This is a genomic window from Alteromonas sp. ABH2_165 (genome assembly GCF_056159945.1).
On record NZ_JBSWWF010000001.1, the window covers coordinates 863,472 to 888,527 of the forward strand.

At 47.4% G+C, this 25,056-nt stretch carries 26 protein-coding genes; 14 read left to right on the plus strand and 12 right to left on the minus strand.

The window, feature by feature from the left end:
* Nucleotides 1-8: 8 nt before the first annotated feature.
* The 6 genes from iolE to ACXAFQ_RS03840 all read left to right on the plus strand — a co-directional run bounded on the left by iolE (nucleotide 9) and on the right by ACXAFQ_RS03840 (nucleotide 6,293).
* Nucleotides 9-899 carry a myo-inosose-2 dehydratase gene (gene iolE, locus ACXAFQ_RS03815; RefSeq protein WP_474818224.1) on the plus strand — a complete coding sequence of 297 codons (891 nt, stop codon included), beginning with the start codon at nucleotides 9-11 and terminating at the stop codon, nucleotides 897-899.
* 40 nt (nucleotides 900-939) lie between these two features.
* A complete protein-coding gene (locus tag ACXAFQ_RS03820) occupies nucleotides 940-2,445 on the plus strand; it encodes a CoA-acylating methylmalonate-semialdehyde dehydrogenase (protein ID WP_474818225.1) in 1,506 nt (501 codons plus the stop codon).
* 50 nt (nucleotides 2,446-2,495) lie between these two features.
* A complete protein-coding gene (locus tag ACXAFQ_RS03825; RefSeq protein ID WP_474818226.1) occupies nucleotides 2,496-3,323 on the plus strand; it encodes a TIM barrel protein in 828 nt (275 codons plus the stop codon).
* Nucleotides 3,324-3,360: 37 nt separating this feature from the next.
* The gene (locus ACXAFQ_RS03830; RefSeq protein ID WP_474818227.1) at nucleotides 3,361-4,257 is read left to right on the plus strand and encodes a sugar phosphate isomerase/epimerase family protein; all 897 of its coding nucleotides are present in this window, start codon (nucleotides 3,361-3,363) and stop codon (nucleotides 4,255-4,257) included.
* A 20-nt stretch (nucleotides 4,258-4,277) separates the two neighbouring features.
* Complete coding sequence (gene iolG / locus ACXAFQ_RS03835; RefSeq protein ID WP_474818228.1) at nucleotides 4,278-5,291, plus strand: bifunctional inositol 2-dehydrogenase/D-chiro-inositol 1-dehydrogenase; 1,014 nt, start codon at nucleotides 4,278-4,280, stop codon at nucleotides 5,289-5,291.
* Nucleotides 5,292-5,357: 66 nt separating this feature from the next.
* A complete protein-coding gene (locus ACXAFQ_RS03840; RefSeq protein WP_474818229.1) occupies nucleotides 5,358-6,293 on the plus strand; it encodes a DMT family transporter in 936 nt (311 codons plus the stop codon).
* A gap of 99 nt (nucleotides 6,294-6,392) precedes the next feature.
* Here the strand turns inward: ACXAFQ_RS03840 and iolB are convergent, their stop codons facing one another.
* Nucleotides 6,393-7,208: a 5-deoxy-glucuronate isomerase gene (iolB, locus tag ACXAFQ_RS03845; RefSeq protein ID WP_474818230.1), complete on the minus strand. Its 816-nt coding sequence runs from the start codon at nucleotides 7,206-7,208 to the stop codon at nucleotides 6,393-6,395.
* A gap of 300 nt (nucleotides 7,209-7,508) precedes the next feature.
* On the opposite strand from iolB, the gene ACXAFQ_RS03850 reads away from it, so the two are divergent.
* From ACXAFQ_RS03850 to ACXAFQ_RS03865, 4 genes are all read left to right on the plus strand, one after another.
* Entirely contained in the window at nucleotides 7,509-8,819 is a 1,311-nt protein-coding gene (locus tag ACXAFQ_RS03850) for a putative bifunctional diguanylate cyclase/phosphodiesterase (RefSeq protein ID WP_474818231.1), read from the plus strand.
* Nucleotides 8,820-8,893: 74 nt separating this feature from the next.
* Nucleotides 8,894-9,931 carry a succinylglutamate desuccinylase gene (gene astE / locus ACXAFQ_RS03855; protein ID WP_474818233.1) on the plus strand — a complete coding sequence of 346 codons (1,038 nt, stop codon included), beginning with the start codon at nucleotides 8,894-8,896 and terminating at the stop codon, nucleotides 9,929-9,931.
* On the plus strand, nucleotides 9,924-10,340 hold the full coding sequence (locus tag ACXAFQ_RS03860; RefSeq protein WP_474818234.1) for an HIT domain-containing protein: 417 nt from the start codon (nucleotides 9,924-9,926) through the stop codon (nucleotides 10,338-10,340). The genes astE and ACXAFQ_RS03860 overlap by 8 nt, the downstream gene beginning before the upstream one ends.
* Nucleotides 10,337-10,660: a heavy metal-binding domain-containing protein gene (locus ACXAFQ_RS03865; RefSeq protein ID WP_070123568.1), complete on the plus strand. Its 324-nt coding sequence runs from the start codon at nucleotides 10,337-10,339 to the stop codon at nucleotides 10,658-10,660. The genes ACXAFQ_RS03860 and ACXAFQ_RS03865 overlap by 4 nt, the downstream gene beginning before the upstream one ends.
* 26 nt (nucleotides 10,661-10,686) lie before the next feature.
* On the opposite strand, the gene ACXAFQ_RS03870 is transcribed toward ACXAFQ_RS03865, so the two are convergent.
* The 6 genes from ACXAFQ_RS03870 to ACXAFQ_RS03895 all read right to left on the minus strand — a co-directional run bounded on the left by ACXAFQ_RS03870 (nucleotide 10,687) and on the right by ACXAFQ_RS03895 (nucleotide 15,502).
* A complete protein-coding gene (locus ACXAFQ_RS03870; protein WP_474818235.1) occupies nucleotides 10,687-10,830 on the minus strand; it encodes a DUF2897 family protein in 144 nt (47 codons plus the stop codon).
* Nucleotides 10,827-11,504 carry a M15 family metallopeptidase gene (locus tag ACXAFQ_RS03875; RefSeq protein ID WP_474818236.1) on the minus strand — a complete coding sequence of 226 codons (678 nt, stop codon included), beginning with the start codon at nucleotides 11,502-11,504 and terminating at the stop codon, nucleotides 10,827-10,829. Before ACXAFQ_RS03875 ends, ACXAFQ_RS03870 begins: the two co-directional genes overlap by 4 nt.
* Nucleotides 11,501-12,628, minus strand: a complete 1,128-nt coding sequence (dapE, locus tag ACXAFQ_RS03880) for a succinyl-diaminopimelate desuccinylase (protein WP_474818237.1) — start codon at nucleotides 12,626-12,628, stop codon at nucleotides 11,501-11,503. Before dapE ends, ACXAFQ_RS03875 begins: the two co-directional genes overlap by 4 nt.
* Nucleotides 12,628-12,972, minus strand: coding sequence for an ArsC family reductase (locus ACXAFQ_RS03885; RefSeq protein ID WP_474818238.1), 345 nt, complete (start codon nucleotides 12,970-12,972; stop codon nucleotides 12,628-12,630). The genes dapE and ACXAFQ_RS03885 overlap by 1 nt, the downstream gene beginning before the upstream one ends.
* Before the next feature lie 154 nt (nucleotides 12,973-13,126).
* Nucleotides 13,127-14,047 carry an alpha-E domain-containing protein gene (locus ACXAFQ_RS03890; protein ID WP_474818239.1) on the minus strand — a complete coding sequence of 307 codons (921 nt, stop codon included), beginning with the start codon at nucleotides 14,045-14,047 and terminating at the stop codon, nucleotides 13,127-13,129.
* Complete coding sequence (locus ACXAFQ_RS03895) at nucleotides 14,048-15,502, minus strand: circularly permuted type 2 ATP-grasp protein (RefSeq protein WP_474818240.1); 1,455 nt, start codon at nucleotides 15,500-15,502, stop codon at nucleotides 14,048-14,050.
* Nucleotides 15,503-15,683: 181 nt separating this feature from the next.
* On the opposite strand from ACXAFQ_RS03895, the gene ACXAFQ_RS03900 reads away from it, so the two are divergent.
* Nucleotides 15,684-16,427, plus strand: coding sequence for a proteasome-type protease (locus tag ACXAFQ_RS03900; RefSeq protein WP_474818241.1), 744 nt, complete (start codon nucleotides 15,684-15,686; stop codon nucleotides 16,425-16,427).
* Nucleotides 16,428-16,478: 51 nt separating this feature from the next.
* Here ACXAFQ_RS03900 and ACXAFQ_RS03905 read toward each other — a convergent pair whose 3' ends face one another.
* From ACXAFQ_RS03905 to ACXAFQ_RS03915, 3 genes are all read right to left on the minus strand, one after another.
* The gene (locus tag ACXAFQ_RS03905; protein ID WP_474818242.1) at nucleotides 16,479-17,549 is read right to left on the minus strand and encodes a zinc-binding metallopeptidase family protein; all 1,071 of its coding nucleotides are present in this window, start codon (nucleotides 17,547-17,549) and stop codon (nucleotides 16,479-16,481) included.
* Nucleotides 17,550-17,646: 97 nt separating this feature from the next.
* Nucleotides 17,647-18,147 carry a PTS glucose transporter subunit IIA gene (locus ACXAFQ_RS03910; protein WP_474818243.1) on the minus strand — a complete coding sequence of 167 codons (501 nt, stop codon included), beginning with the start codon at nucleotides 18,145-18,147 and terminating at the stop codon, nucleotides 17,647-17,649.
* Nucleotides 18,148-18,153: 6 nt separating this feature from the next.
* The gene (locus tag ACXAFQ_RS03915; RefSeq protein WP_474818244.1) at nucleotides 18,154-18,540 is read right to left on the minus strand and encodes an ACT domain-containing protein; all 387 of its coding nucleotides are present in this window, start codon (nucleotides 18,538-18,540) and stop codon (nucleotides 18,154-18,156) included.
* A 295-nt stretch (nucleotides 18,541-18,835) separates the two neighbouring features.
* On the opposite strand from ACXAFQ_RS03915, the gene ACXAFQ_RS03920 reads away from it, so the two are divergent.
* Entirely contained in the window at nucleotides 18,836-19,201 is a 366-nt protein-coding gene (locus tag ACXAFQ_RS03920; RefSeq protein WP_474818245.1) for a VOC family protein, read from the plus strand.
* 80 nt (nucleotides 19,202-19,281) lie between these two features.
* The gene (locus tag ACXAFQ_RS03925) at nucleotides 19,282-20,364 is read left to right on the plus strand and encodes a patatin-like phospholipase family protein (RefSeq protein WP_474818246.1); all 1,083 of its coding nucleotides are present in this window, start codon (nucleotides 19,282-19,284) and stop codon (nucleotides 20,362-20,364) included.
* A gap of 43 nt (nucleotides 20,365-20,407) precedes the next feature.
* Here ACXAFQ_RS03925 and ACXAFQ_RS03930 read toward each other — a convergent pair whose 3' ends face one another.
* Nucleotides 20,408-22,147, minus strand: coding sequence for a GGDEF domain-containing protein (locus ACXAFQ_RS03930; protein WP_474818247.1), 1,740 nt, complete (start codon nucleotides 22,145-22,147; stop codon nucleotides 20,408-20,410).
* A 543-nt stretch (nucleotides 22,148-22,690) separates the two neighbouring features.
* Here ACXAFQ_RS03930 and ACXAFQ_RS03935 point away from each other — a divergent pair.
* Nucleotides 22,691-23,902, plus strand: coding sequence for an MFS transporter (locus ACXAFQ_RS03935; protein WP_474818249.1), 1,212 nt, complete (start codon nucleotides 22,691-22,693; stop codon nucleotides 23,900-23,902).
* 24 nt (nucleotides 23,903-23,926) lie between these two features.
* Here the strand turns inward: ACXAFQ_RS03935 and ACXAFQ_RS03940 are convergent, their stop codons facing one another.
* On the minus strand, nucleotides 23,927-25,042 hold the full coding sequence (locus ACXAFQ_RS03940) for a mechanosensitive ion channel family protein (protein WP_474818251.1): 1,116 nt from the start codon (nucleotides 25,040-25,042) through the stop codon (nucleotides 23,927-23,929).
* Nucleotides 25,043-25,056: the final 14 nt, after the last annotated feature.

Sequence of the window (25,056 nt, forward strand, 5' to 3'; positions counted from 1 at the left end):
GAAAGACGATGGCCGTACAACTGGGTATTAACCCATTAACCTGGACCAACGATGACTTACCTTCGCTGGGTGGCGACACGCCGCTGGAGGTGTGTCTGAGTGAAGGCAAGCAAGCGGGTTTTACAGGTTTTGAATTAGGACACAAGTTCCCCCGCGATGCGGACAAACTGAATACTGTTCTGGCAGCGCACGACTTGAAAGCCGTGTCTGGCTGGTATTCACTGCAGTTGCTGGAACGCTCTGCAGAAGAAGAAATTGCGGCTATGCAGCCACATCTTGAGTTGCTCCGCGATAGCGGTTGTAAAGTGATGGTGTGCTGTGAAGTCACCGACTGCGTGCATGGTGATCAATCCAAACCTCTGTCCCTACGTCGACCTTTTCCTGCCGCGCGCTGGCAGGAATATACAGATAAGTTGGGTGTGGTTGCCAGGCACGCGCTTAATCATGGCGTTCAGCTTGCCTATCACCATCATATGGGTACGGTTATCCAGACGGAAGCCGAAGTTGACGAACTGATGAAGCGCACCGGCCCAGAGCTTGGTTTACTGCTCGACAGCGGGCATTGCCTGCTGGCTGGTGGCAACCCTGTGGAGCTGGCAAAACGTTGGGCAAACCGCATTAATCATGTGCATTGCAAAGATATCCGCAAAAACGTCATGATTGATGCCAAAAATCGAAACATCAGCTTTTTAAACGCGGTGTTAAACGGTGTATTCACTGTACCAGCTGATGGTTGTGTGGATTATCCGGCGCTGTTCGCAGTGCTCAAGGAAATTAATTACGAAGGCTGGCTGGTTGTTGAAGCTGAACAGGATCCCTCTGTGGCTGATCCACTGACTTACGCCACCCTTGGACATAAAAACTTACAAGCAATGGCCACTAAAGCGGGCCTGATGTAATACGCGTTTTTCGCGTAAACCGTCAAAACGGAGAATTAACATGAATAAGATTCATAATTTTATCAACGGTGAAATCGTTGAAAGTGAAAGTACAGAGTTTACACCTGTATACAATCCGGCCACCGGTGAAGTCATTGCTGAAGTAGTGCAGTCTACTGATGCTGATATTGAAGCGGCTGTTGCCGCAGCGAAAGCCGCTTTCCCTGCGTGGGCAAATACGTCGCCTTTGAAGCGTTCGCGCATCATGAACAAATTCCGTCAGTTACTGGAAGATAACCTGGACGAACTGGCCGCCATTATTTCACGGGAACACGGCAAGGTAGAATCCGATGCCAAAGGTGAAGTAATTCGTGGCCTGGAAGTGGTGGAATTTGCTTGTGGCGGTCCGAACCTGCTTAAAACTGACATGACTGAAAACGTAGGTACCTCAATTGACAGCCATGCGCTGCGTCAGCCTCTGGGTGTTGTTGCAGGTATTACACCGTTTAACTTCCCGGCCATGGTTCCAATGTGGATGTTCCCAGTGGCACTGGCAACGGGTAACACCTTTATTCTTAAGCCTTCAGAGCGTGATCCGTCTGCAACGCTTTTCTACGCAGACCTTATCAAGCAGGCTGGTTTCCCAGCGGGTGTTTTCAACATCGTTCACGGTGGCAAACACGTGGTTGATGCACTGATTGAGCATCAGGATATCCCGGCGCTGAGCTTCGTTGGTTCAACACCAATTGCGAAATACATCTACGAGCGCGGTGCCTCTTTTGGCAAACGTGTTCAGGCCCTGGGTGGCGCGAAAAACCATATGGTGGTTATGCCTGATGCAGACGTTGAAAAAACGGTTTCTGCACTGATGGGCGCAGCGTACGGCTCAGCCGGCGAACGCTGTATGGCAATTTCGGTTGTTGTGCCTGTTGGTGATGAAGTAGCTGAAAAGCTCAAAACCCGACTGGTAGAAGAACTGGCAAAACTGAAAGTAGCGCCGGGTACCGATGCAGATGCCGATATGGGACCTCTGGTAACCCAGGCTCACCTTGATAAGGTGTCTGGCTACATTGCTAAAGGTGCCGAAGAAGGTGCTGATCTGGTTGTTGACGGTCGTGATTTTAAAATGACCCGCGAAGGCTACGAAAAGGGTTTCTTCATTGGCGGTACGCTGTTCGATAACGTCACTACAGACATGACCATCTACAAAGAAGAAATCTTTGGTCCGGTACTGGCAATGGTTCGTGCGAAAACCTTTGATGAAGCGGTACAAATGATTAACGACCATGAATTTGGTAATGGTACAGCAATCTTTACCCGCGATGGTGATGCTGCGCGTACCTTCACCAACGAGATTCAGGTCGGCATGGTAGGCGTGAACGTGCCTATTCCTGTACCGATGGCTTTCCATAGCTTTGGTGGCTGGAAAGCATCACTGTTTGGTGATCATCATATGCATGGCCCTGAGGGTGTGCGTTTCTACACCAAACTTAAAACTGTGACTACCCGTTGGCCTACCGGAATTCGCGAAGGCGGTTCTGCGTTCGTTATGCCAACTATGGACTAAACCGGACTCCCCGGTGGGTTTTCACCGGGGACTTTTTCAGGATACATCACATGTCGAATCAATCTGTATCATTTGCCCTGAATCACATGGCGTGCCCGTCACTGAGCCCGCTTGAGTTAATCAGTGCAGCAAAAGACCTTGGCATGGTTGCGGTAGAGTTACGCAACGACGTGAAAGAAAACAGTGTTACCGATGTTGATACTGCTCGCGCGGTAAAAAAAGCCGCTGATGCTGCCGGGATTACAGTCCTCAGTATTAATGCACTTTATCCGTTTAACGTATGGAACGACGAGCGTAAAGCGCAGGCTGAACAGATGGCCGAAGTGGCTGCCGCCGCTGGAGCTAAAGGTCTGGTGTGTTGTCCGCTGGTCGATGCAAACGACAACCGTTCTGATGAACAGCGCGCGTCTGATTTGCGTGCTGCGCTTACCGATCTCAAGGTGATTCTGAGCAAGCATGGCCTTGAGGGATATGTGGAAGCGTTGGGATTCCCGATTTCTACTCTGCGTTTCAAAAACGAAGCGGTAGAGGCCATTACAGATGTTGATGGCAATGAAATATTCGGTTTAGTGCACGATACTTTTCACCACGTAGGTTCCAGCGATCCGAATATGTATCCGCATAAAACCGGTTTGGTTCACGTATCTGCCGTAGTGGATAACGACATTACATTTACCGACATGCTCGACGGACACCGTGAGTTTGTTATGGAGGGTGACCGACTAGACAGCGTTTCACAGGTGAAAGCCCTGTTTGACGGTGGCTATAACGGCTACATCTCATTCGAACCATTCTTTGCCGGACTGTGGGATCTTGACGATCCAGTCGCAGAAATCCGTAAAAGTATGGAATACATGAAACAAGCGCTGACGGCCTGAACGCCGTTAACCCGACAGAACAGCAAGGATTAATATAATGAAAATTGCCCTCGATCCTTATATGAGTCGCCATATTCCTCTTGAGCAACTGCCTGGCTTTGTAAAAGAGATGGGATATGACTACATTGAGCTTTCTCCCCGTGCAGATTTTCTGCAGTGGTGGACCCGTCCCCGCGTTTTTCCTGCCCGCGCAAAAGCGTTCAAGCAAGCAATGAAAAGTGCAAATTGTGAGCTTGCTACTTTGCAGCCTATGTACCGCTGGTCATCACCTTACAAAGACGAGTGGGAAATGGCCATGGATAACTGGAAACGCTGTATTCAGGTTGCCGTGGAAATGGACTGTGAGCTGCTGATTTCTGAATTTGGCCGTGGTGCATCTCCTGAGCGTTCTAACGCCTGCACCCAGGGTATTCACACGCCTGAAGCCTGTGAAAATGCGTTCTGGCGCTCAATGGATGTACTGGTACCTATTCTTGAGCGTGAAGGTCTTACCCTTAGCGTAGAGCCACACCCGGAAGACTGGGTTGAAGAAATTAATCCTGCTATGGACGTGATCAAAACGATCAACTCCAAAGCAGTTAAAGCCTCTTATATCGCTCCACATTCTTTTTATTACGGTGACGATCTTGCCGACACCATTCGCGCTACTGAAGGCGAACTGGTTCATGCCCGTGTTGCTGATACGTTTAACCATAAAGCGTCGTCACAACTGCGATACATCGTTAATCCACCAGGATCCAATGCGCGGGTGCATCAGCATCTGAACATGGGTGAAGGTGAACTTGACTGGGATGTATTCTTTAAAACGCTGCACGAAATTGGTTTCGACGGCGTGCTGTCCAGCTGTGTATTTGCATGGGAAGAAAGTGCAGAGGCATCTTCTAAATTCATGCGTGAAGAAATTCAGCGCTACGTCGACAAGTACTGGCGCTAATCGTTTTGGAGAATAAAGACATGAATGTAAGAATCGGAGTTATCGGAACCGGTGCCATCGGTGCAGACCATGCACGTCGCCTGTCGAAAGTACTGACCGGCGCAGAAGTAGTTGCTTTAACGGATGTGAATCGCCAGAGCGCAGAAAAAGTAAAAGCAGATCTGGAACTGCTGAATGCAGAAATTTATAACGATGGTCATGAGCTTATCGACGCTGGTGATGTAGACGCTATATTGGTTGCCTCGTGGGGACCTACCCACGAAGAATACGTGTTGGCCGCCATCGAGGCTGGCAAGTATGTATTCTGTGAAAAGCCTCTGGCTACCACCGCAGAAGGTTGTCGTCGAATTGTTGATGCTGAGATCGCACACGGTAAACGCCTTGTACAGGTTGGTTTCATGCGTCCTTATGATGCAGGTTACCGTATGCTGAAGAAGGCTATCGATGAAGGCGAAATCGGCGACCCGCTAATGGTACATTGTGCTCACCGTAACCCGGAAGTGCCAGAATCCTATGTTACCTCAATGGCGATTCAGGACACCCTGGTACACGAACTGGATGTACTGCGCTGGCTGCTGAACGATGATTATGTAACTGCACAGGTGGTATTTCCGCGCTCAACCCGTCATACCCACGCGAAGCTGGCCGATCCGCAGATTGTACTGCTGGAAACTGCAAAGGGTATCCGTATCGACGTGGAAATTTTTGTGAACTGTAAGTACGGTTACGACATTCAGTGCTCTGTTGTTGGTGAAGAGGGTGTTGCTAACCTGCCAGAGCCGATGAGCGTGCTGAAACGTCAGGAAGGTGCACTGTCTACGTCAATTATGACCGATTGGAAAAAGCGCTTCATTGATTCCTACGATGTGGAATTACAGGATTTCATCGATGGTGTTACCATTCGTGAAATTACCGGGCCGACGGCATGGGACGGCTTCGCAGCTTCTGTAGCCAGCGATGCGTGTGTCAAAGCGCAGGAGACAGGTGAAATTGTGCCGGTTGATATGCCACCGCGACCCGCATTTTACGGTTAATCGCAAAGCATCTATTACAGACCCCCGCATCACGCGGGGGTTTTTATTTCAGGAGATTTATTGTTAATGCAGCAGAAAACCAACTCTGACCTGACGGCAAACTTACTCTTGCTGGCAGTAACATTGCTGGCGGCCTCTGGCTGGCTGTTCTCTAAGTTTGTCCTGGTTGCCATGACCCCCATGTTTTTTCTGGCTATCCGTTTTGTCGGTTCCGGTGTGATGGTGGGTGGCATGCAACCGAAAAACGTAGTGCGTGCACCCTTGCAGCAGAAGCTCAGATCGTTAATGACAGGGGCGATTCTGGGTTGCCAGACTGCGCTGTGGGGGCTGGCACTCATGTTATCCGAAGGGCTCGGAGTGGGAGCCTTTCTTATCAGTCTGAGTTTTTTGTTGATCCCGGTTACTGGTCTGCTTTTTGGCTATCGTGCTCAGTCTCACACCTGGCTGGCGGTAGCAATCGCAATGCCTGGCCTCGGCTTACTGGCGCTTCGTCATGGCTTTGCTTTGCAGGATTCTGACATCCTGTTTCTTATTTCAGCCGTGTTATATGCTTTGTACTTTAATATTAACGGCAGGCTATGTGCCGGTATTCCTGCCGTAGTACAAACAAGCTATCAGTTGATAGCGGCCGGAAGCGTCTGTTTCATCTTCTTCCTCTTTCTTGAAGTTGATGAGCCTCAATCCGTTCATGGTATCTGGCATTATCTGGCATTGAGTATCGTACTTGCTACCTGCCTGCGCTTTTTCCTTTTATTAAAAGCGCAAAGTATGGCACCGGAAGGACAGGGGGCTATTATTATGACCCTGGAACCTGTCTGGGTTGCCGTGCTCAGTGCGTGGTGGCTGGATGAAAAACTGAGTCTGATGGCTTTGTCCGGCATGGCCTTAATCTTTGCAGCCCTTATGGTAAACGCATTAGGCAGTGTAAGAGCAAGCCGCAAATTGAAAGCGTCTGACAGACGTCAAAGCGCGTCAGCTGGTTCAGAACTGAAAATAAAATAGAGTCGGCATGGGAATATAAAAGAGGCCTGCTCAAATGAGCAGGCCATAAAATCATCCGTCTGTACCCAACCGCAACGGATGACAAGGTACTTACCGAATTTATTCTCCGTAAGCGGGCGAATTGACCCAGTTATGCGCGTCTTCCCAGACAAAACACCAACGTCTGTCGGGGCCCGCCATCACGTTCAGGTAATAGCTGTTGTAGCCGGCTAGTGTAGCAACAGGGTGGTAGCCTTTAGGCACCATGACTACATCTTTATTATAAGCAGCCATGGATTCATCAATCTCACCATCTTCAGTGTAAACACGCTGGAATACAAAGCCCTGGGGCGGGTCAATACGATGATAATAGGTTTCTTCCAGGTAGGTTTCGTGTGGGGCATTATCTTGATCGTGTTTATGCGACGGATAAGAGCTGGTATTGCCTTCGTCGGTGTACACCTCTACTACCAGCAGGCTGTCAGCGGGCTCTGTTTCTGGCAAGATGTTATGTACGTGTCGCTTATTGAATCCCTTCCCGCGGGATTCTGATCCAATATCATCCGGCGTAATTAGGCGTGCTTTTACGCCACCTTTGCCGGGCGCTTTACATACCGCTACTTCAACATCTGTGGTGGCGGTTAAGGTAAACTCATCGTCGTTAGGCAGATAGACGGCATAAGGTTTTTTTCGCTCAAACGGGCTCATGCGGTCGCCAATGTTGTTCAGATCAAGTGTTTTTGATTTTATGTTGGCTTTACCACCCACTAGTACCAGGCATACTTCTTTATCTTCAGTTTGTTGGGAAAGTATTTCACCGGCTTTCAGTTCAAAAACTTCAAAGCCAACGTACTTCCAACCCGCAGATTCAGGAGAAATCTCCTGGGTACAGGCATCGGTTTCAGGTGCGCGATATTTCGAGAGTAGTTCAGGCATTGCTCATCCTTATCTGCTGATTATTTCAGTCTTAATGAAAAACACGATATCGCAAATGAAATAAAAATTCCATAAAAAGTTATTTAGGTTTATATTTTTCGTTAAATTGGTGGTGTAGGGGGTAATTCTTTTCAGTTAGCAGGAGTAACTACTCCGACAAGGCGCTGAATAAGCGTATTACTCTAGAGGGCTTATGTTATGATTTGCAATACAAAAGAATAATTGCGCAGTCTTCCGCCACATGGTTTTATTCTGCGATAATAAATGTATAAAAACGCACAGAAATTCGGAACGCCCTCAATGAGCCGACTACATAAAAGCCTGGCCACGATCCCCAATCGATATGCATTTATCGACACTATAGAGCAGTGTGCGGGTCGTCATAAGCAATTTTCACTCATGCTGGTTGATGTAGTGCGATTCTCCGATGTCACCACCAGTCTGGGCATTAAAGTTGCCGACCAGTTCCTTTTGGAAATTGCCAACCGTATTGTGCTGTTGTTCGATGACAACGTACAGTTTGGGCGTATCAGTGGCGATGTATTCGGGATTGTGCTGCCGAATAAAATCCGCAAGAAAGATCTTCACGCCGCCTACGAGCATCTGGTCGAACATTTTAAAACGCCCATGCAACACGAGAATAACGCGTTTATTGCTGACTTCAATGTGGGCGTGGTAAGTGGCACCCAGGAAAATTTTGAGATTACGGCGTTCGTGTCTCGGGGCGAAGCGGCGCTTAAACAAGCTAAAGAAAATAAATACGAAAATTTCCATGCGATGTCGATGTCAGAAAAGGCGCAAACTGGTCGTAGTTTGGCGCTAAAGGCCGATCTTAAACGTGCTTTGCAACAGAATGAACTTGAGCTGTATTTTCAGCCTCAGGTTAATCTCAATACCTTAAAAATCGTTGGTGCCGAGTGTCTGCTGCGTTGGAATCATCCACTGGATGGCGTGTTATTTCCCGGTCCGCTCATTGAAGCGGCCGAGTCGTATAACATGATGAACGAGCTGGCTTACTGGACCTTCGAGCAGGCATTTCAAAACATGGCGCGGCTAGATGCCTACGGATTGGATATCTCGTTGTCGGTAAACATTTCGCCAACTCAGCTCTACGACAGCAAGCTCATCCCTACGTTGGTGCGTTTGCGCGATAAGTACAGTCTAAGTTTGTCGCGATTTGAACTGGAGCTGACCGAAGATGTGGCGTTGTCGAATTCATTAATGGTGAAAAAGCAGCTTAACGAGCTCAGTGCGTTAGGCGTTGCAATTGCGGTAGATGATTTTGGTAAAGGCTATTCAAACCTGGCATTCATCCGCGAATTGTCGATTAATGCACTAAAAATTGATAAATCCTTTGTAATGGAACTGAGTCATAACCCGGTTAACCGAGCCATTATCGAAGCAGCCAAAATTATCGGTAAAGCCAAGCATTGCCAGGTGATTGCCGAGGGCGTGGAAACCACGGAACAGCTTCACGAGCTGCGTGAAATTGGTATTTTGACCGGGCAGGGCTACTTGTTTTCGAAGGCCGTTCCACTTAACGATTTTGTAGAGCTGGCGCGCAAAGAAATCATGATTGGTGGCTCACCTTTACGCCGCCTTTTGGTGTAATTGTCGACAAAGTTGGTTTTTAACTGCGAACCCGATAAGATCCTGTTTCCTCGTAAACCATTTTCAGGATCTTCATGCTTAGCCGTTTGCTCGCCCATGGCGATTTTCTCAATTTATCCCGCTTTTCCCCTGACGCCGTGAAGCCGCAGACGTTGCAGCTCGAAAACGGTGTGCGGGTGCACATTATTGCACAAGGAATTGTCGCTTTTTATCCGCAAGTCCTTAATCCTGAAAGCAAATATATTGTGCTTTCTTCTGGCGTCCACGGCAATGAAACGGCCCCCATTGAAATCTGTGACGACCTGGTAAAACGCCTGTTCACCGGCTCGCTTGTTCCTGCTCATGCTGTATTGTTCCAATTCGGTAACCTGGACGCTATGGCGATTGCAAAACGCTTCACCGAAGAAAATATGAACCGGCTGTTTTGTGGCGCACATTCTGCCGTGGAAGGACGGGTGAACGATGAGCGTATCAGGGCAAAGCAACTTGAAGATACCATGGCAGCGTTTTTCGCCGATGCCGGAGATAACGCAGAGAAACTACACTACGATCTTCACACCGCCATACGTGAATCAAAAAACGAGAAATTCGCGGTTTATCCTTTCCTGCATGGCAAGCCCTATAGCCGCGAGCAACTGTCTTTCATGAAAGCCTGTGGCGTGAAAACGATTTTACTTTCGGAGTCGGCCACCACCACATACAGTTATCACTCATCTTTGAACCATGGCGCCCATTCTTTTACCGTTGAACTGGGGAAAGTGCAGCCTTTTGGTCAGAACGACATGGCGCGGTTTGAAGAGGCGAGAAATACACTCACCTCGTTGGTTTGCGAACGACATTTATCGCTGAATGATGACTTATCAGACATGGTGATTTATCGGGTTAATCAGGTGATTAACAAGCAGGCTGACGATTTCGTGCTGCATTTTGCTGACGATACCCCCAATTTTATGGATTTCAAAAAAGGCGATAAACTGGCGTCAGAAACCGGCATGGAGTATTTTGCTGAACAAGATGGCGAAGCCGTGGTGTTTCCCAATGCCAATGTGGCTATCGGACAACGTGCCATTCTTACGGTCGTACCGGCTTCACTGGAGTACATAAATGTTTAAACTCGATGCGCGCTTACAGAACGATACGGCTCTGGTAACCGATTTACCGCTTTGCCGGGTATTGCTGATGAATGACAGTCAGTTTCCTTGGCTCATTCTAGTGCCCCGGATTAACGACTTAGCAGAATTACACGAACTGGACGATGCGCAAACAGCCCAATATGTGGCAGAGTCTCGTCTCACCAGTCGGGTGCTGCAAAATGTCTTTACACCTTATAAGCTCAATGTGGCAGCGTTGGGGAACGTCGTGCGTCAGTTGCACATTCATCACGTGGCCCGTTTTGAAACTGATGTAGCATGGCCTGCACCTGTTTGGGGGCGCCAGGCAACAGTTCCGTATAGCGCTGAAGCGTTGGCGGCAAATCTGGAACAATTACAATCTGCATTTTCAATGGAGGAAAAATTATGATTTTAACGACAACACCAGGTATCGAAGGCAAAACCATCACCCAGTACCACGGTATCGTCATCGGCGAAGCGGTAATGGGCGCAAACATCTTCAAAGATCTCTTTGCTTCTATTCGTGATATTGTAGGCGGTCGCTCAGGCTCGTATGAAGACGAGCTAACACGAGCCCGGAAATTGGCGTTTGCTGAGCTTGAGCAAGAAGCCAGACAAATGGGCGCAAATGCGGTTGTGGGTATCGATATCGATTATCAGGTGATTGGTGATAAGGGCAGCATGTTGATGGTGAGTATCAGTGGAACTGCAGTGCGTATCACTGACTAGTGCGAATATGAGAAATGAAGACGATTTTACTTGTCGTCTTCATCATTCCATTTACGGGGCGTAAAATCTTTCGGTACGTTGAATTTCTTCGATGATCGCAGTAGTAGGATATTGCCTGCAATAAAGCCGATAACCAGTACGATAATGACAATCAGCCAGGTTGTACTCATTTTATTCCCTCATTTAGCACGTAACGTTCGAACAATTCATCAATACGATTCAGTACCGCATCCTTGCCTTCCATGTCAGCTTTTTCAAGGGCTGAACGCAATGAGTCCACACTGCGCTGCTGTTCAAACTGCACCGCTGTTTCGGTATAGCTCAGATGCCATAGCTCAACAGCTACGCCGCCTTTATTTTCCAGAAACGGGCGGTGAAAGCCAAAAACGGTGAGGTGTTTTTCCAGCCAGCAGGCTAGTTCAAAGCACGGACCTTTTTCGCGGTATTCTGCATCGACTAATTCAAAATTTTGCCCCCAGTGCTGCACCGATTTACGGTCGAACACATCAATATCTGTACCCCAATGATGGCGACTGCCGCCAGGCAGGGCAGACCAGGTGAGGATGGCATCAATTTTTTGGTTATCATCAAGGGCTGCAAAATCAAGGGCAACACCACTGGCATCGTACAGCGTTGCCTCACCACGCCACTTGCGATTCCATATCGCTAACTGCCGATAAAAGTCCCGGTGGCTGCTCACTAACTGACAATCAATACCGTCATCTTTTGCCGCTTGTTGCATGGCCCGCCAGGGCGCGGCAACATCCTGGTGAATAACAAATTTGTCATCCACCGGGGTAAGAAACGGATTGTCGATGCCGAGCCACGCAGAATTTATACTCATGCTAATAAACGCACCATCATCGCGTAATAGATCTCTGTTAACGTTTCTAAGTCTTTCATAGATACGCATTCATCGATTTTATGGATTGTTGCGTTTACCGGTCCAAGTTCGACAACTTGTGCACCGGTAGGTGCGATAAAACGACCATCCGAAGTGCCACCTGCCGTGGAAAGCTCTGTTTCGCGACCGGTTACCGACGAAATGGCCGCCTGAGTGGCCTCTACCAACGCACCAGAGTCGGTAAGAAACGGCTGACCGTTGAAAGTCCAGTCGATGTCATAATCAAGATTGTGCTTGTCCAGAATGGTGGTCACGCGCTCAATGAGTTGCTGATCAGTCACTTCGGTAGAAAAACGGAAGTTAAAGCACACCTTGCAAGAGCCAGGGATCACGTTACCGGCACCGGTGCCAGCGTTAATGTTGGAGATCTGAAAGCTGGTGGGCGGAAAGAAATCATTGCCGTTGTCCCAATGAGACTGGCTCAATTCTGCTAACGCTGGGGCGGCGTCATGCACCGGATTTTTGGCAAGGTGCGGATAAGCCACGTGGCCCTGAATACCTTTCACCGTTAAATCGCCGGTTAATGAACCACGACGGCCGTTTTTTACCACGTCGCCCACTTCGGTAGTCGACGATGGTTCGCCCACAATACACCAGGTGATTTTTTCGTTACGGGCTTCCAGGGTGTCGATAACCCGGGTAGTCCCGTTAATAAACGGACCTTCTTCATCACTGGTGATGAGATAAGCAATACTGCCTTTATGATCGGGGTAGTCGGCAACGAAGCGGCGGGTTGCTACCATCATGGCTGCCAGGCTGCCTTTCATATCGGCAGCGCCGCGGCCGTGCAGATAACCGTCTTTCTCGGTGGCAACAAAGGGGGGAGTCTGCCAGGCATCTTCTGGGCCACTGGGCACCACGTCAGTGTGGCCGGCAAAGCACAATAATGGACCGTCTGAACCACGGCGAGACCACAGGTTAGTGGTATCTTCAAACACCATGTCTTCGTGGCTAAAGCCAGACTCGTCCAGCCAGGCTTTCATGTATTCCTGACACCCGGCATCTTCAGGGGTAACGGAACGACGATTTATCAGATTTTTTGCGACATCAATGACCAGGCTCATCAGGCAAATATCTCCTCATATTGTGAAGGCTTGAAGCCTAAAAAATAATTGCCGTTATGAATAAGCACAGGACGCTTGATCATGGCTGGGTATTCCAGCATCAATCCTAGCGCATTGTCTTTATTCAGGTTGTTTTTCTGTTCGTCTGTTAGCTGCCTGAAGGTGGTGCCTCGCTTATTCAGCAGGCTTTCCCAACCAAGGGCGGCTTCAGTTTCTGCCAGCCAGCTTCCTTCCAGGCCATCTTTACGGTAATCGTGGAAGGTAAAGGAAATATCATTCTGTTCCAGCCACTTTTTGGCTTTTTTAATCGTATCGCAATTGCTGATACCGAATAGCTTGGTCATAGTAGTTCAACATCGAAGGGAGAATGGCGGTCAGTCTAATTAACTGCAAGCAAGGGTGCAACTACGCAACGTAGAATGGTTGGATTGATGGGCGGAGTGTAGAAGATATTTACGGCTCCCGAATTACTTGGGGAGCCGCAGCTTACAACGTTATCTAGAAGTACGCTTTATTTACTGCCAGATGAATGTCCATCAAACCCGCTTGTATTTCATCAATGACATGATGCAGAGACTCTTGGGTCAACGTATGGATATCGAGTTTTTCTACGATAGTAGAGAGCTGCTCAAACTGGTCACAGACAGCATTAGACTGTGGTAGTTCTTCCAGACATTTTTTTATCTGATGGACAGAATGGCAAATACTTCGCGGAAAGGAATGGCGCTTGAGTAAAAATTCCAGCACGTCGGTACGGTTTACCCGTAAACGCATTTCCTGGCGGTACATTTGATAGGCCGACAGTGATTTAAGCACGCCAATCCACTGAATATTCTCAAAAGCCGGGTGTTCGTCAGCCATTTGAGGTAGCAAGGATGCTGAGCGCACATCAATGATACGGGAGGTCATGTCGCAGCGTTCCAGGTGTCTGCCCAAGCGCAGAAAGGCATAAGCGTCATCACGGTTCATTGTGCCGCCCACCAGACCGGTAATGGTTTGGTTACCTTTAATTATTTTATTAAGACAATTAAAGCGGTGACGGCGGGTAAGCACGCTTTGGCCATCGGCTTTGGCTTGCAAGTGAATGTTGTTTATTTCCTCCCAGGCTTCAGAAGGAATAATTTCACGCACAATGCGGGCATTTTCACGAGCGGCAGCCAGTGAATTAATAATAGATCCCGGATTGCTCGGGTCGGTCACCATAAAACGAATAACGCTTTTTTCATCAGCTGATTCATAGTTGGCGTAGAAGTTTTCGCGGATTGATAACATATCCACGATAGGTTCCCAGCCAAGCGGCACGCTGCGAGGTAAATCTAACAGTAGGTGTGTATTTACTTGTATGAGGCGAGCTGTATTTTCGGCGCGCTCAAGATAACGGGCCATCCAGTAAATGTGATTTGCTACACGGGACAACATCTATTCGCCCTCCATGTCAACAATCCAGGTGTCTTTGCTGCCACCACCTTGAGACGAGTTGACAACGGTAGAGCCTTTTCGCATGGCAACCCGGGTCAGTCCTCCGGTGGTCACAGAAATATCATCTCCAGATAAAATAAAGGGGCGTAGGTCGAGGTGGCGTGCTTCGGCTTTATTGCCAATCAATGTCGGCGCTGTGGATAGCAGCAACATAGGCTGAGCCACGTAGTTACGCGGATCACGGCGTATCAGACGTACAAATTTTTCACGCTCTGCTTTGGTGGCGTGTGGGCCAATCAACATGCCGTAGCCACCGGATTCGTTAGCGGGCTTTACTACCATTTCATCAATGTGTTCAATGACATAATCCCGCTCATCTTTATTGATGCACTTGTAGGTAGGCACATTTTGCAGCAGCGGTTCTTCATTCAGATAGAAGCGAATAATATCTGGCACGAAGGCATACACCACTTTGTCGTCGGCCACGCCGGCACCAGGGGCATTCGCTAGGCCAACATTTCCGGCTTTCCAGGCACGCATTAGGCCGGGCACACCTAACATGGAATCTTCTCGAAATACTTCCGGGTCGAGGAAGGCGTCATCGATGCGACGATAAATAACGTCGACCCGTGATAACCCTTCGACGGTGCGCATATACACAATGTCATCGTCATCTACCACGAGATCGCTTCCCACAACCAACTCTGCACCCATTTGTTGCGCCAGATAAGCGTGTTCAAAATAGGCAGAGTTATAGATACCCGGTGTGAGCACCACAATCTCTGGTTGCGCCACATCACGGGGCGATAACTGACAAAGCATGTCATAAAGTTCTGAAGGGTAGTCATCGACCGGAAGAATGTTGTATTTCTCAAACATGTCCGGAAAAACGCGCTTCATTACATGACGATTTTCCAGCATGTAAGACACACCTGAAGGCACCCGCAGGTTGTCTTCCAGCACGTAAACCGTACCATGCTGATCGCGCACTAAGTCAGAGCCACAAATATGCGCCCATACGCCGTGTTTGGGTTTTACGCCCAGACACTCCGGCAGGAAGTTTTTGGAATTAATGAGAATGTCTTCAGGCACAATACCAGCACCCAAAATCCGCTGCTCGTTATACAAATCGTCGATGAACATGTTGAGCGCTTTTACCCGTTGTTTCAGGCCAAGCTCAATTTGTTGCCATTCTTTCTTGTCAATAATGCGAGGGATGATATCGAAAGGCCAGGCTCTGTCGATGGAGCCTTCTTCTTCGGTGTACACGGTGAATGTAATGCCCATCACGTGAATGGCTGTGTTGGCCGCCACCCGGTACTCTTCGATATCTTTGTCGGATAATCCCCTGAGGTATGAGCACAAATCTACCGCTGCTTCTCTTGGCTTATTTCTGCCCTTGATCAGCTCGTCATAAAATGGGCCCGTAGCATAGTTTCCCCATCTGATTGCCATGGGCTATTCCTTCAGTTTTATTACAAGAATCCAATAATACTTATCTAACTCGCTTTTTGACCAAAAATCAATCGCTAATAATAACGTTTAGTACAGTTTTTGATTGCGTTCAAACGCGTGTGGATGCATGCTTGGCAGCGGAGTTAAATCCTTGTTTTTCTACTGTTACGAAAGGTGAGTTGTGACTTATTGTGTTGCTATAAAAGTGAATAAAGGGCTGGTATTTGCTTCAGATTCACGGACTAACGCGGGTGTGGACTACATTGCTACCTACAGCAAAATGTGGCGGTTCAACTGGGAAGGCGATCGCAGTATTGTGCTGCTGACGTCGGGCAGTCTTGCTACCTCTCAGGCCGTCGTCAATGCCATAAAAAGGGATTTGGAAAACCCGGCTGCGAAATTCAACCTGCGTTCGGGTAAACATTTACATGAATTGGCGGAATACGTAGGTAAACTCAGCCAGGCCGAACAAAAGCAGCACGCTGAAGCCATGGAGCGTTCAGGAAGTAGTAACGAGTCAAACTTTATCATTGGCGGGCAAATTGCGGGTCAGTCACCGGAGATTTTTCTTATTTACCCTCAGGGTAATTATATTTCTGCCTCTGATGACACCCCGTACCTACAGATTGGTGAAAATAAATATGGCAAGCCGATTCTTGATCGCATTATTTCGGGTGCCACTTCTCTGGAAGATGCAGCACGCTGTGCCATGGTGTCATTAGATTCGACTATCCGGAGTAATATTTCGGTGGGGCCGCCCATTGAACTGGCGATTCATACGGCGAACATGATTGAAGATCCTTATCATCAAACGTTTACCATGAATAGCACCATGTACAAGTCGCTGCAGAAGCATTGGACGGAAGGCCTCAAACGGGCGTTTAATCGTTTACCCCGATTTGAGTGGGAAAAGAATAAAGAATAAACAAATACGGCACCGAAAGGTGCTGTATTTGTTTAAACTATAGGGCTTTGCTTACAAACGATCGTGAAGCAGATCGTGAATAAAGATAAGCTTTTGCAGACAGGGCATGGGAATAACAAAGGGATAGGCATCATCCTGGCCCATGCTTCTATTCAACGCATTTAGTACGGTAGTTAACCTGCACCAATCTTCAAATATTTTTTGAAAATCCGTTTCGGCACTACGCCGGTAACTTTCCGCCAGCGGGTTGCTAAGCTGATTTTGTAGAATACTCACGCCATATTCCGATGCGGTTTCCAGCGTATCCACAATATGTAAATAGTGCGCCCAGGTTTCAGCCCAATCTTCCCAGGGATGCATGCTGGCGTATGCACTGATAAACGTGGCCTGCCAGTTTTGAACTGGGCCATTGGCATAATAGGTTTGCATGGCGTCGGTGTAGTTAAGTCGTTCATCGCCGAATAATTCTCGGTATCGGTCTAGGTGACGGGTATCGCGGATTAATGTATCCCAGTAATAGTGACCTGACTCATGCCTGAAATGACCGATAAGCGTGCGGTAGCGTTCGTTAAGTTCATCGCGCATTCTTAAACGAGATTCGTCTTCCGCTTCTTTCAAATTCAACGTAATTACACCGTTACAGTGGCCGGTAATTACCGTGGATTTCACGGTGAGCTCTTCACCATATTCATCTTCAGTAACGTCTTCTAAGAAACGAAACTTGAGATCATTGGCATTGGTACTGGTTTGTTCCCAATTATCCAAACCTAATTTCCGTAATGTGTAGAGCAAACGACGTTTAGCTTGCTCCATGCTGAACCATAGCGACAAATTGTCGGGCTTCGACAGATCGGGAATAGTTTCCGTTAATCGACAAGACTCGCAATACGTCGACTCGTCATCTATAGGGATAAGCCAGTTACAGACATTGTTGCTACTGTAGTTACTGCAAGGACGGTAATGCTTACCATTGAGGCAACTTACCCAATGGCCGTTTTCGTCTATCTCGCAAGCGGTCAGGGTCATTTCCTGGCTGATAAAACCAAGCGGGCGGTGACAGGCCAGGCATTCTGAATTAGCAAAGTACAGCGTATTGCCGCATTCACACACGAAATTTTTCACGTTAAACCCTTTATAGACGACGTGTTTTTGAAAGTTTATAGCATGTTTACGTGAATAACGTATGAAGTGCTATTAAAGATTATCAGATTGAGACGGACTAAATGTAAATGTGGATTAACGGATCTTCTACAGCGATAAATTGTTGAAGATGGGTGGCGACCACGGCTTTGCACTTATCGCCATTGAGAACACAGAGTACTCCAGTAGGCTCAAAACCCTGCTGTTTCAACCATTGTGGCTGAAAGTGCATCAGTGGTGTACCTGCTTTTACTTTCTGGCCCCGTTTTACTAAACGCTCGCATTTTTCTCCCATCAAGTGGTGAGGGTGTGGTAGCAGGTTAATCCACAGTTTGAGTCCGTAGCTGGTTTTTACCTTAAGGTCATAACCGCTCTCTGGTATGGATTCGATTAAGCAATCTGTTGGCGCAAATACGGTATGTCCGCTATATCTAAAGGCCATTGTTGCGCCCCACATGCCAGCCTCATGCAAAGGAAGGTCAAGGGCGCTCAGGTCAATGCGGCTGCCATTTACCGGTGAGTTTACAACAAACTGCCGTTGATATTGTTGGGGGGCGGTTGTCGAAAATGCGTGAGTCATATTGCGTTACTGCTCGATAATGGTGTAACCGTCTTCACTAAGTGCGGTAACAGCGTCGTTGAGTTTATCTGCTTTCACCAGGAAAAAATCCGTATCGAAAGTAGAAACAATGAACATACTCACTTTTGCATTGGCCAGAACAGTTCCCAGGTTTGCCATAATACCCACCATAGACAACTCCAATGGGCCAAGCAGTTCAAGGGCGCGCCAGCCTTCATCTGATTCAAGAGACATCAGCTTAACCGAAGAGGGCACTACAACAGAGAGCGTGTCTTCCGTTTTACCAATAAAATAATAGTCGCTGTTCAGAACGGATGCAGGAATCGCAGAGTGAGGGTCAAAGGCATGAATGGTAAATTCATTTTTAATCACGGCAAGCGTTTGTTTGATCATCGCTTAAAATTCAGTTTTTGAGAGAAACTCATTAAATCACTATCGTTGAATAACTTCCACGTGTTATCCACTTTATCTGTGGATAAGTTTGTTGAGTAGTGTGTGTGGAATTTGTAACCGCATGATTTTAAGCGTTAAAAAAAGGTGGTTAAAACATGTTCAGTGGATAACTGTTACGAATTTCCAAGCATTTTCCACAATCTGTGTCTACCGCTGTGCGAAAAAAAATGTGAAAAAAAAGCGAAATTCTTTAAGCTGTTCGTCTTGACTCTTCATTTTATCTCTGGAGCAGAAAATGAGTGATTCCACTTCCGATTGGCGTGATTTAACCGTAGACGATGCTGTTGCCGTGAGCGATTTTTATGTTGCCGTGTTGGGCTGGCAAAAAGAAGCACTTTCCATGGGGGAATACAATGATTTCATCGTTAAAGACAGTGAAGGCAAAGTCATGGGGGGCATTTGTCACCGAAAGGGGGCAAACGCAAATGTTCCCGCGGGTTGGTTACCTTATTTTACGACCCGAAATTTCGATGCTTCTGTGAATCAAGTGGTGGAGCAGGGCGGCAGACTGCTCTGTGATGTGCGTGAACATGGAACCGCTCGGTTCGTGTACGTGAGCGATCCGTCTGGTGCCTATTTTGCCCTTTATTCAGAGAGTTAATAACGCCAAGGCAATGACAATCCCGATGATGGCTGATAAAGTCAGTATAAGAAAAATATAACGGAAATAAGGAAATCACGTTGACCGCGCCATTGAATATTTATGCTGGCCCAGGCGCGCTGGCAACGCTTAAGGAAAACGGCTTTTATCCTCTGCTGTTTAATTATTTTCTCGGCGCCTCGGGGGGGCCGAAGTGGTTCGTGCTTGCGGGTCTCGACAGGGTATTGTTTCCAGAATGGTTCGATACCCGTGGCGGACAGGTGCAAGTAATTGGTTCTTCCGCAGGCGCGTTTCGTGCAGCTTGTGCGGTACAAAACGATCCGCTGGCGGCCATTAATCGACTGGCAGAACACTATTCCACTACAGTTTATTCCAAAAAGCCCACTGCCAATGAAATCACGACCAAAGCCCGCGAATTGCTTCACCATGTTGTAGGCAAACAAGGGGCTTATGAAATCATCAGCAATGAACGATTCAAAGCACACATCTTTGCCGTACGTTGCCATAAAGCCATGGCAAGCCGTGGCCGTTATACGCAGCTTAACGGATTATTGATGAGTGCCGCGACAAACGCGGTACGGCGAAAAAATCTGAATATGTTTTACACCCGTCATGTCTTTTCAGCGCCGGGCAGCGAACTCACTATTCATGATCCTTATCAGTTGAATACTGAACGTAGCGAATTGCAGTTTGTTAATGTGAAAGATGCCTTACTCGCGTCTGGTTCAATTCCACTGGTGTTAGAAGGCGTGGAAAAAATTGTTGGCGTGCCTGAAGGCGTGTATCGAGACGGCGGCATTGTGGACTACCATTTTGACTTATCGTTTGGCCCCCGCAAGGGCCTGGTACTTTATCCTCATTTCTTCGATAAACCCGTACCAGGGTGGTTTGATAAAAATTTGAAACGACGATTACCTCATCGTAGTAGTTACGACAATGTGGTGATGCTAGTGCCGTCTGCTGAGTTTGTTCAGTCTTTGCCTTACGGGAAAATCCCTGACCGTAAAGACTTCAATACCATGGATGCCAAAACCCGCATTAAATATTGGCAAATCGTGCTAAGTGAAACAGATCGGTTAGGGGAATACTTTATGAAGGTAACAGAAGATGGCAGCGTGATGGATGTAATAAAACCGCTGCCGTTTGCTTGTTTGGATGGCTAAGTACCCAATTTAAGGTTAACTGTAGGGAATCAACCGGCCAGAGTTATTCTGACCGGTGATTTAGGCCAATTGATGCCGCCATGTCATCAAGAATATCATGCAATCCCGTTATTTTTTCATTGGTAATAAAGATACTCACCGTCGACTCCACTTTAATACTGCCGGTTGTATCGCCTTCTTCCAACGCTTGGGCTATGGCGGTTCGCATGCGTTCAAAGTAGGGACGCGCACTACTTTCCTCAACATTATGCAGACACATAATAAATTGCTCGGTGCCAAATCGGCCCAGAATGTCGCTTCCACGAATGTTGTTTTGTAGTGTTCGAGCAATGGCTTTAAGTACGCTGTTAGTTTTACTCGGGCCGAGATATCGGGTTATTTCCCTGAAATTACTGATATCAAAGACGGCAATGCCTATTGCGCGACCTTTGTCTGGTGCACTGAGCTTGCCAATGCGATTAATCGCGATTTCCGCATTCAACAGCTGCGTAACAGGATCGATGGCTTTAGCGGCAAGGAACTTGCGACGCAAGAAATAAGTGGCGAGACTGCCGGTAATGATAAATACAGCAAGAAGTGCCCACAGAATTCTCTGACGCGCTTGCTGTTCAGCTTCAACTTCTGCTTCCAAACCATAAATACGGTTATACAGGTTTGCGGCACTCAGCACCCGAGCTGAATCTTGTTGTTTAATGCGCTTGCGCTCAGCTTCCATGGCGAATACATCGTTGGCAACGCGTGCTTTCTCAACATCACCCAGCGCCAGGTAAATTGCCAGATTAAAGCTGAGATAGTCCAGATTAGTCGCGAGCCTTGGTGGTATTTTATTTTTCTCGTCTTTAAATTGTTGAACATAGTCGACAAGACAGACAAGGTTACCGTTGTGGAGGCAAATTTCGGCTTCATGCCATTTATAAATTAGCGTGCCGAATGAGCTGGATACGGCGGAGACTGCTGTTTTGAAATCAGGCAGGGTTTTTTCAAGATTCTCAAAATCTCGGTTTTTTCGGTAATAATACACCAGCGAGTTATAGTAAAAATAGTTGGTGAGCGGTGTGTTTATGGTTGCATTTAACGCCGCATATTCTTCAATGCGTCGATAAGCCTCTTCGTTCTGACCACTGCTTTGCAGAGAAACAATGGCACTGATCAGCATGCTTAACTTATTACTTCCTTCGTAAAATTGCACGCCCATGTCATGGGCTTTGAGGAATTGTTCTGCTGCCAACCCGTGTTGTCCGAGTCCGCCGTAAAGTAAGCCGATGGAGTTGTGTATATGTGCGAGTTCAGCGGGAGAACCGTCTTCATAAAAACGTTCAAGGATATTGAACATTTTTCCTAACCGCTCTGAAACATCGTCTGACTCTGAACAGTAGCTGATCATGCCCAACGATGAGCTCATATAAATATCACTGTGTTTTTCTGGCGATGATAAGGAGCGGGCTTGGCGATAGTATTGACAGCGCGTTGGGTTTTCCTGAGCATCGTAAATAAACCCGATCTGGTTTATCGCAGACACGTAAGTATAGGAAGCCTTATCGATGTCCGGCTGGTCCACAAGATCCTCAAGCAGTGACAGTGCGGATTCGAAGTCACCTCGACAAATCAGAAATTGCCCTTTGGCACTGATTAATGCATTTCGCTGAATCGTCGTCAATGACTCCCGGGTCAGCGTGGCTTCAAGCTCAGTAAAGAGGTTATCGTTGGGGCAATCGTAAGAGGGCGCTCGTACCTTTTGTATGACAGCGTCGATATCTTCATTGGCGAATGCAGATACTGGCATAAGTAGTCCGAATACTAAAAGCCAGTATATTGGTGTTCTTCTCATACGTCTTTCTAATTTTTCTATTAGTGTAACCACTAAAGCAGAGAATGACTATCATTCTCACTTTTGTAGCCGGAAAAAGTGATACTGCAACTCGGCCGATGTCGAGCAAATTGGTATTACCCTGCTATTAAACCTTATTTCAAAGCCGCTGATAAATTCAATAATTTGTATATATTATTAAGCGCTTGTTACAGCCATATTTATTTCTCTGATCACGCCGTTTTTAGTCTGATGAAACACCTTAATCGTGTGATAAGTAGCGTTGTTCAAACCCAGCACCAGTGCGTTATAATTTAGTCCTACCAAGGGATTGGTGAAATTCTAATAACATCGACGGCCAAATCTGAGCAATCAAAGATTGCGCATTTCAGATTCCCGCAGCAAAAAACCTTACACCCTGTTTTCTAAAATGATGATTGTTGGTTTATCCACCGGACAACGTTTGGTGATCACTAACAGTTGTTACATTGCTTTTATTTTTCCTGACAGAAGGTATTTATGACAACTCACCACGGGACAACGTCGGCGTCTCCGTTCTGGCCAATTATGATCATGGCGCTCGGTACGTTTACGCTTGGGCTAACTGAATTTGCTTCAATGTCGATGCTGCCACTCATTGCAGCATCTTTTGATGTTTCACCTGCCATGGCGGGTAATGTGATCAGCGGTTACGCCATTGGCGTTGTAATTGGTGCACCGCTATTTATGTTGCTCACCAATAAAACGAACCGACGAACAGCGCTGATCTTATTTGCTTCGATGATGTTCATTGCCAATGGGTTGAGCGCTATTGCGACGTCGTTACCGGAAATGGTGTTTTATCGTGTGCTCAGTGGCCTGCCGCACGGTGCCTATTTCGGTACGGCGTTATTGATTGCGTCAGATATGGCACCAAAAGGCAAGCGTGCGAGCTACATGTCGATGGTGTTTATGGGCCTGACTATCGCTACCATCGTAGGTGTACCTATGGCAACGTTGGTTGGCCAAGCGATGAGTTGGCGCGTTTGCATGGCTATCGTCGCTGTACTGGCTTTGGCCGCTGCAATCCTGATTCGCTTTGTTGTACCCAGTTGCCCCATTACTCAGCCAACACGTTTGGGTGAAGAATTCGGCGTACTTAAAAATAAACTGGTGTGGACAATTTCAGGGATCATCTTTGTTGGTTTTGGTGGTGTGTTTTGTATTTACACTTACCTTGCCGACACCATTATGAATGTAACAGAAGCGCCAGAAGTCACCATTTCCATTGCTATGATGATGTTTGGTTTGGGTACCACCATTGGGAATTGGGTATGTGGACGTATGGCTGACAAATCTCCCCTTACTACCACCGGTATTGCGTTGGTTTGTAGTGTGGGCATTTCTATTATGTACGTGTTTGCCGCCCACGATATCTATTGGTTATACCTCAGCGTGTTTTGTCTGGGGGCTTCCGTGGGGCTGGCTGCGGTTATTCAGTCGATGCTACTCGATGTGTCGCCTACCGGCCACGCTATGATTGGTGCACTCGTGCAGTGCGCATTTAATACGGCTAATGCTATTGGTCCATGGGTGGGAGGCAGCCTGTTGGCTTCCGGTGCAACGTTTAACGAAACAGGCTATGCCTCAGCATTGCTTTTTGCTGGTGGCTTTGTCATGTGGGGATTAAGCTACATGATGATGCGTCAGAAAAATCGTACGCCTCAAGTTTGTAGCTCTGCAAGCTGCTAAAGCGGCTTCATGTGTGTGGCGCAGTTAATTTTTCTGCGCCCGCACTACGGCTTTGGCTTTACTGGAAGCCAATATGTTTGCCGCATCTTCCTGATCCACATTAATGGCCGTGATTGGAAATGGAATCACAATACCTTCTTCATCAAAGCGCTGCTTCAGCATCTTCATAAACGCACTTTTTATAAAAAAGCGGTTAAAATACTCACGCGTTCTCAGCATGACGGTAAGGTTAATGCTGGAATTATCGAAGGTGTGAAACAGCACGAAAGGTTCGTAGGTCGGTACTCCGTATTCATGGTTGTGCAAGGTGTATTCCGCCACTTCCAGGCACACTTTTTCAACCAGCTCTAAATCTGACGAGTAGTGCACCCCCACCTCGATTGGCACAGACAATTCTCGTTCAGGGTAATAATAATTTATCAATTTAGAGTTAGATAACTTACTGTTGGGCATGATCACAATGTTGTTTGGTAGCATTCTGACCCACGTTGACCGCCAGCCAATTTTCTCCACAAATCCCTGTTCGCCGGAATCCAGTTCGATAAAGTCGCCTACGCGAATCGGCTTATCGATAATAAGTTGTATACCTGAAAAGAAATTCTCAAGGGTGGGCTGAAGTGCAAGGGCTACGGCCAAAGAGGTGATACCTAACGACGCAATGATTGGCGTTATAGAAACACCCATCGTACTCAGTATTACCAGGATGGCCAGGCTAGCTAGAATTGCCCGCATGGCTCCGCCGGCTATGCTGCTGGTATTCTTAACTAATGTGGATTCATTCTGATACCGGCGCAAGGAGTAGGTAAAAAAGCGTTCGAAAAACAGGAAAAAAGTGAGAATGACGCCTGCTTTCACCACATGTTCGATAATCAACTCTGTGCGGTCGTTAATAATCGACAACCATTCCAGCAGAAATTTGCCAAGCACTACCATCACCAGAAAGATAAACAGGGTGAGAGGGGCATCGAGTGACAGCACCAAAATTCGATATATGCCAGCCATAGAGCTAGACTCAGACCGGGCTTTTTGCTTCAGACGCACCAATATGATGCGCTTTGCAATGAACAGCGTCACGATCACGGCGAGAATAATACCGAGGGTAATCGCTTCCTGGGTCTTTAAGAATGCGGGAATGGTCATTTTTGAGGATTCTC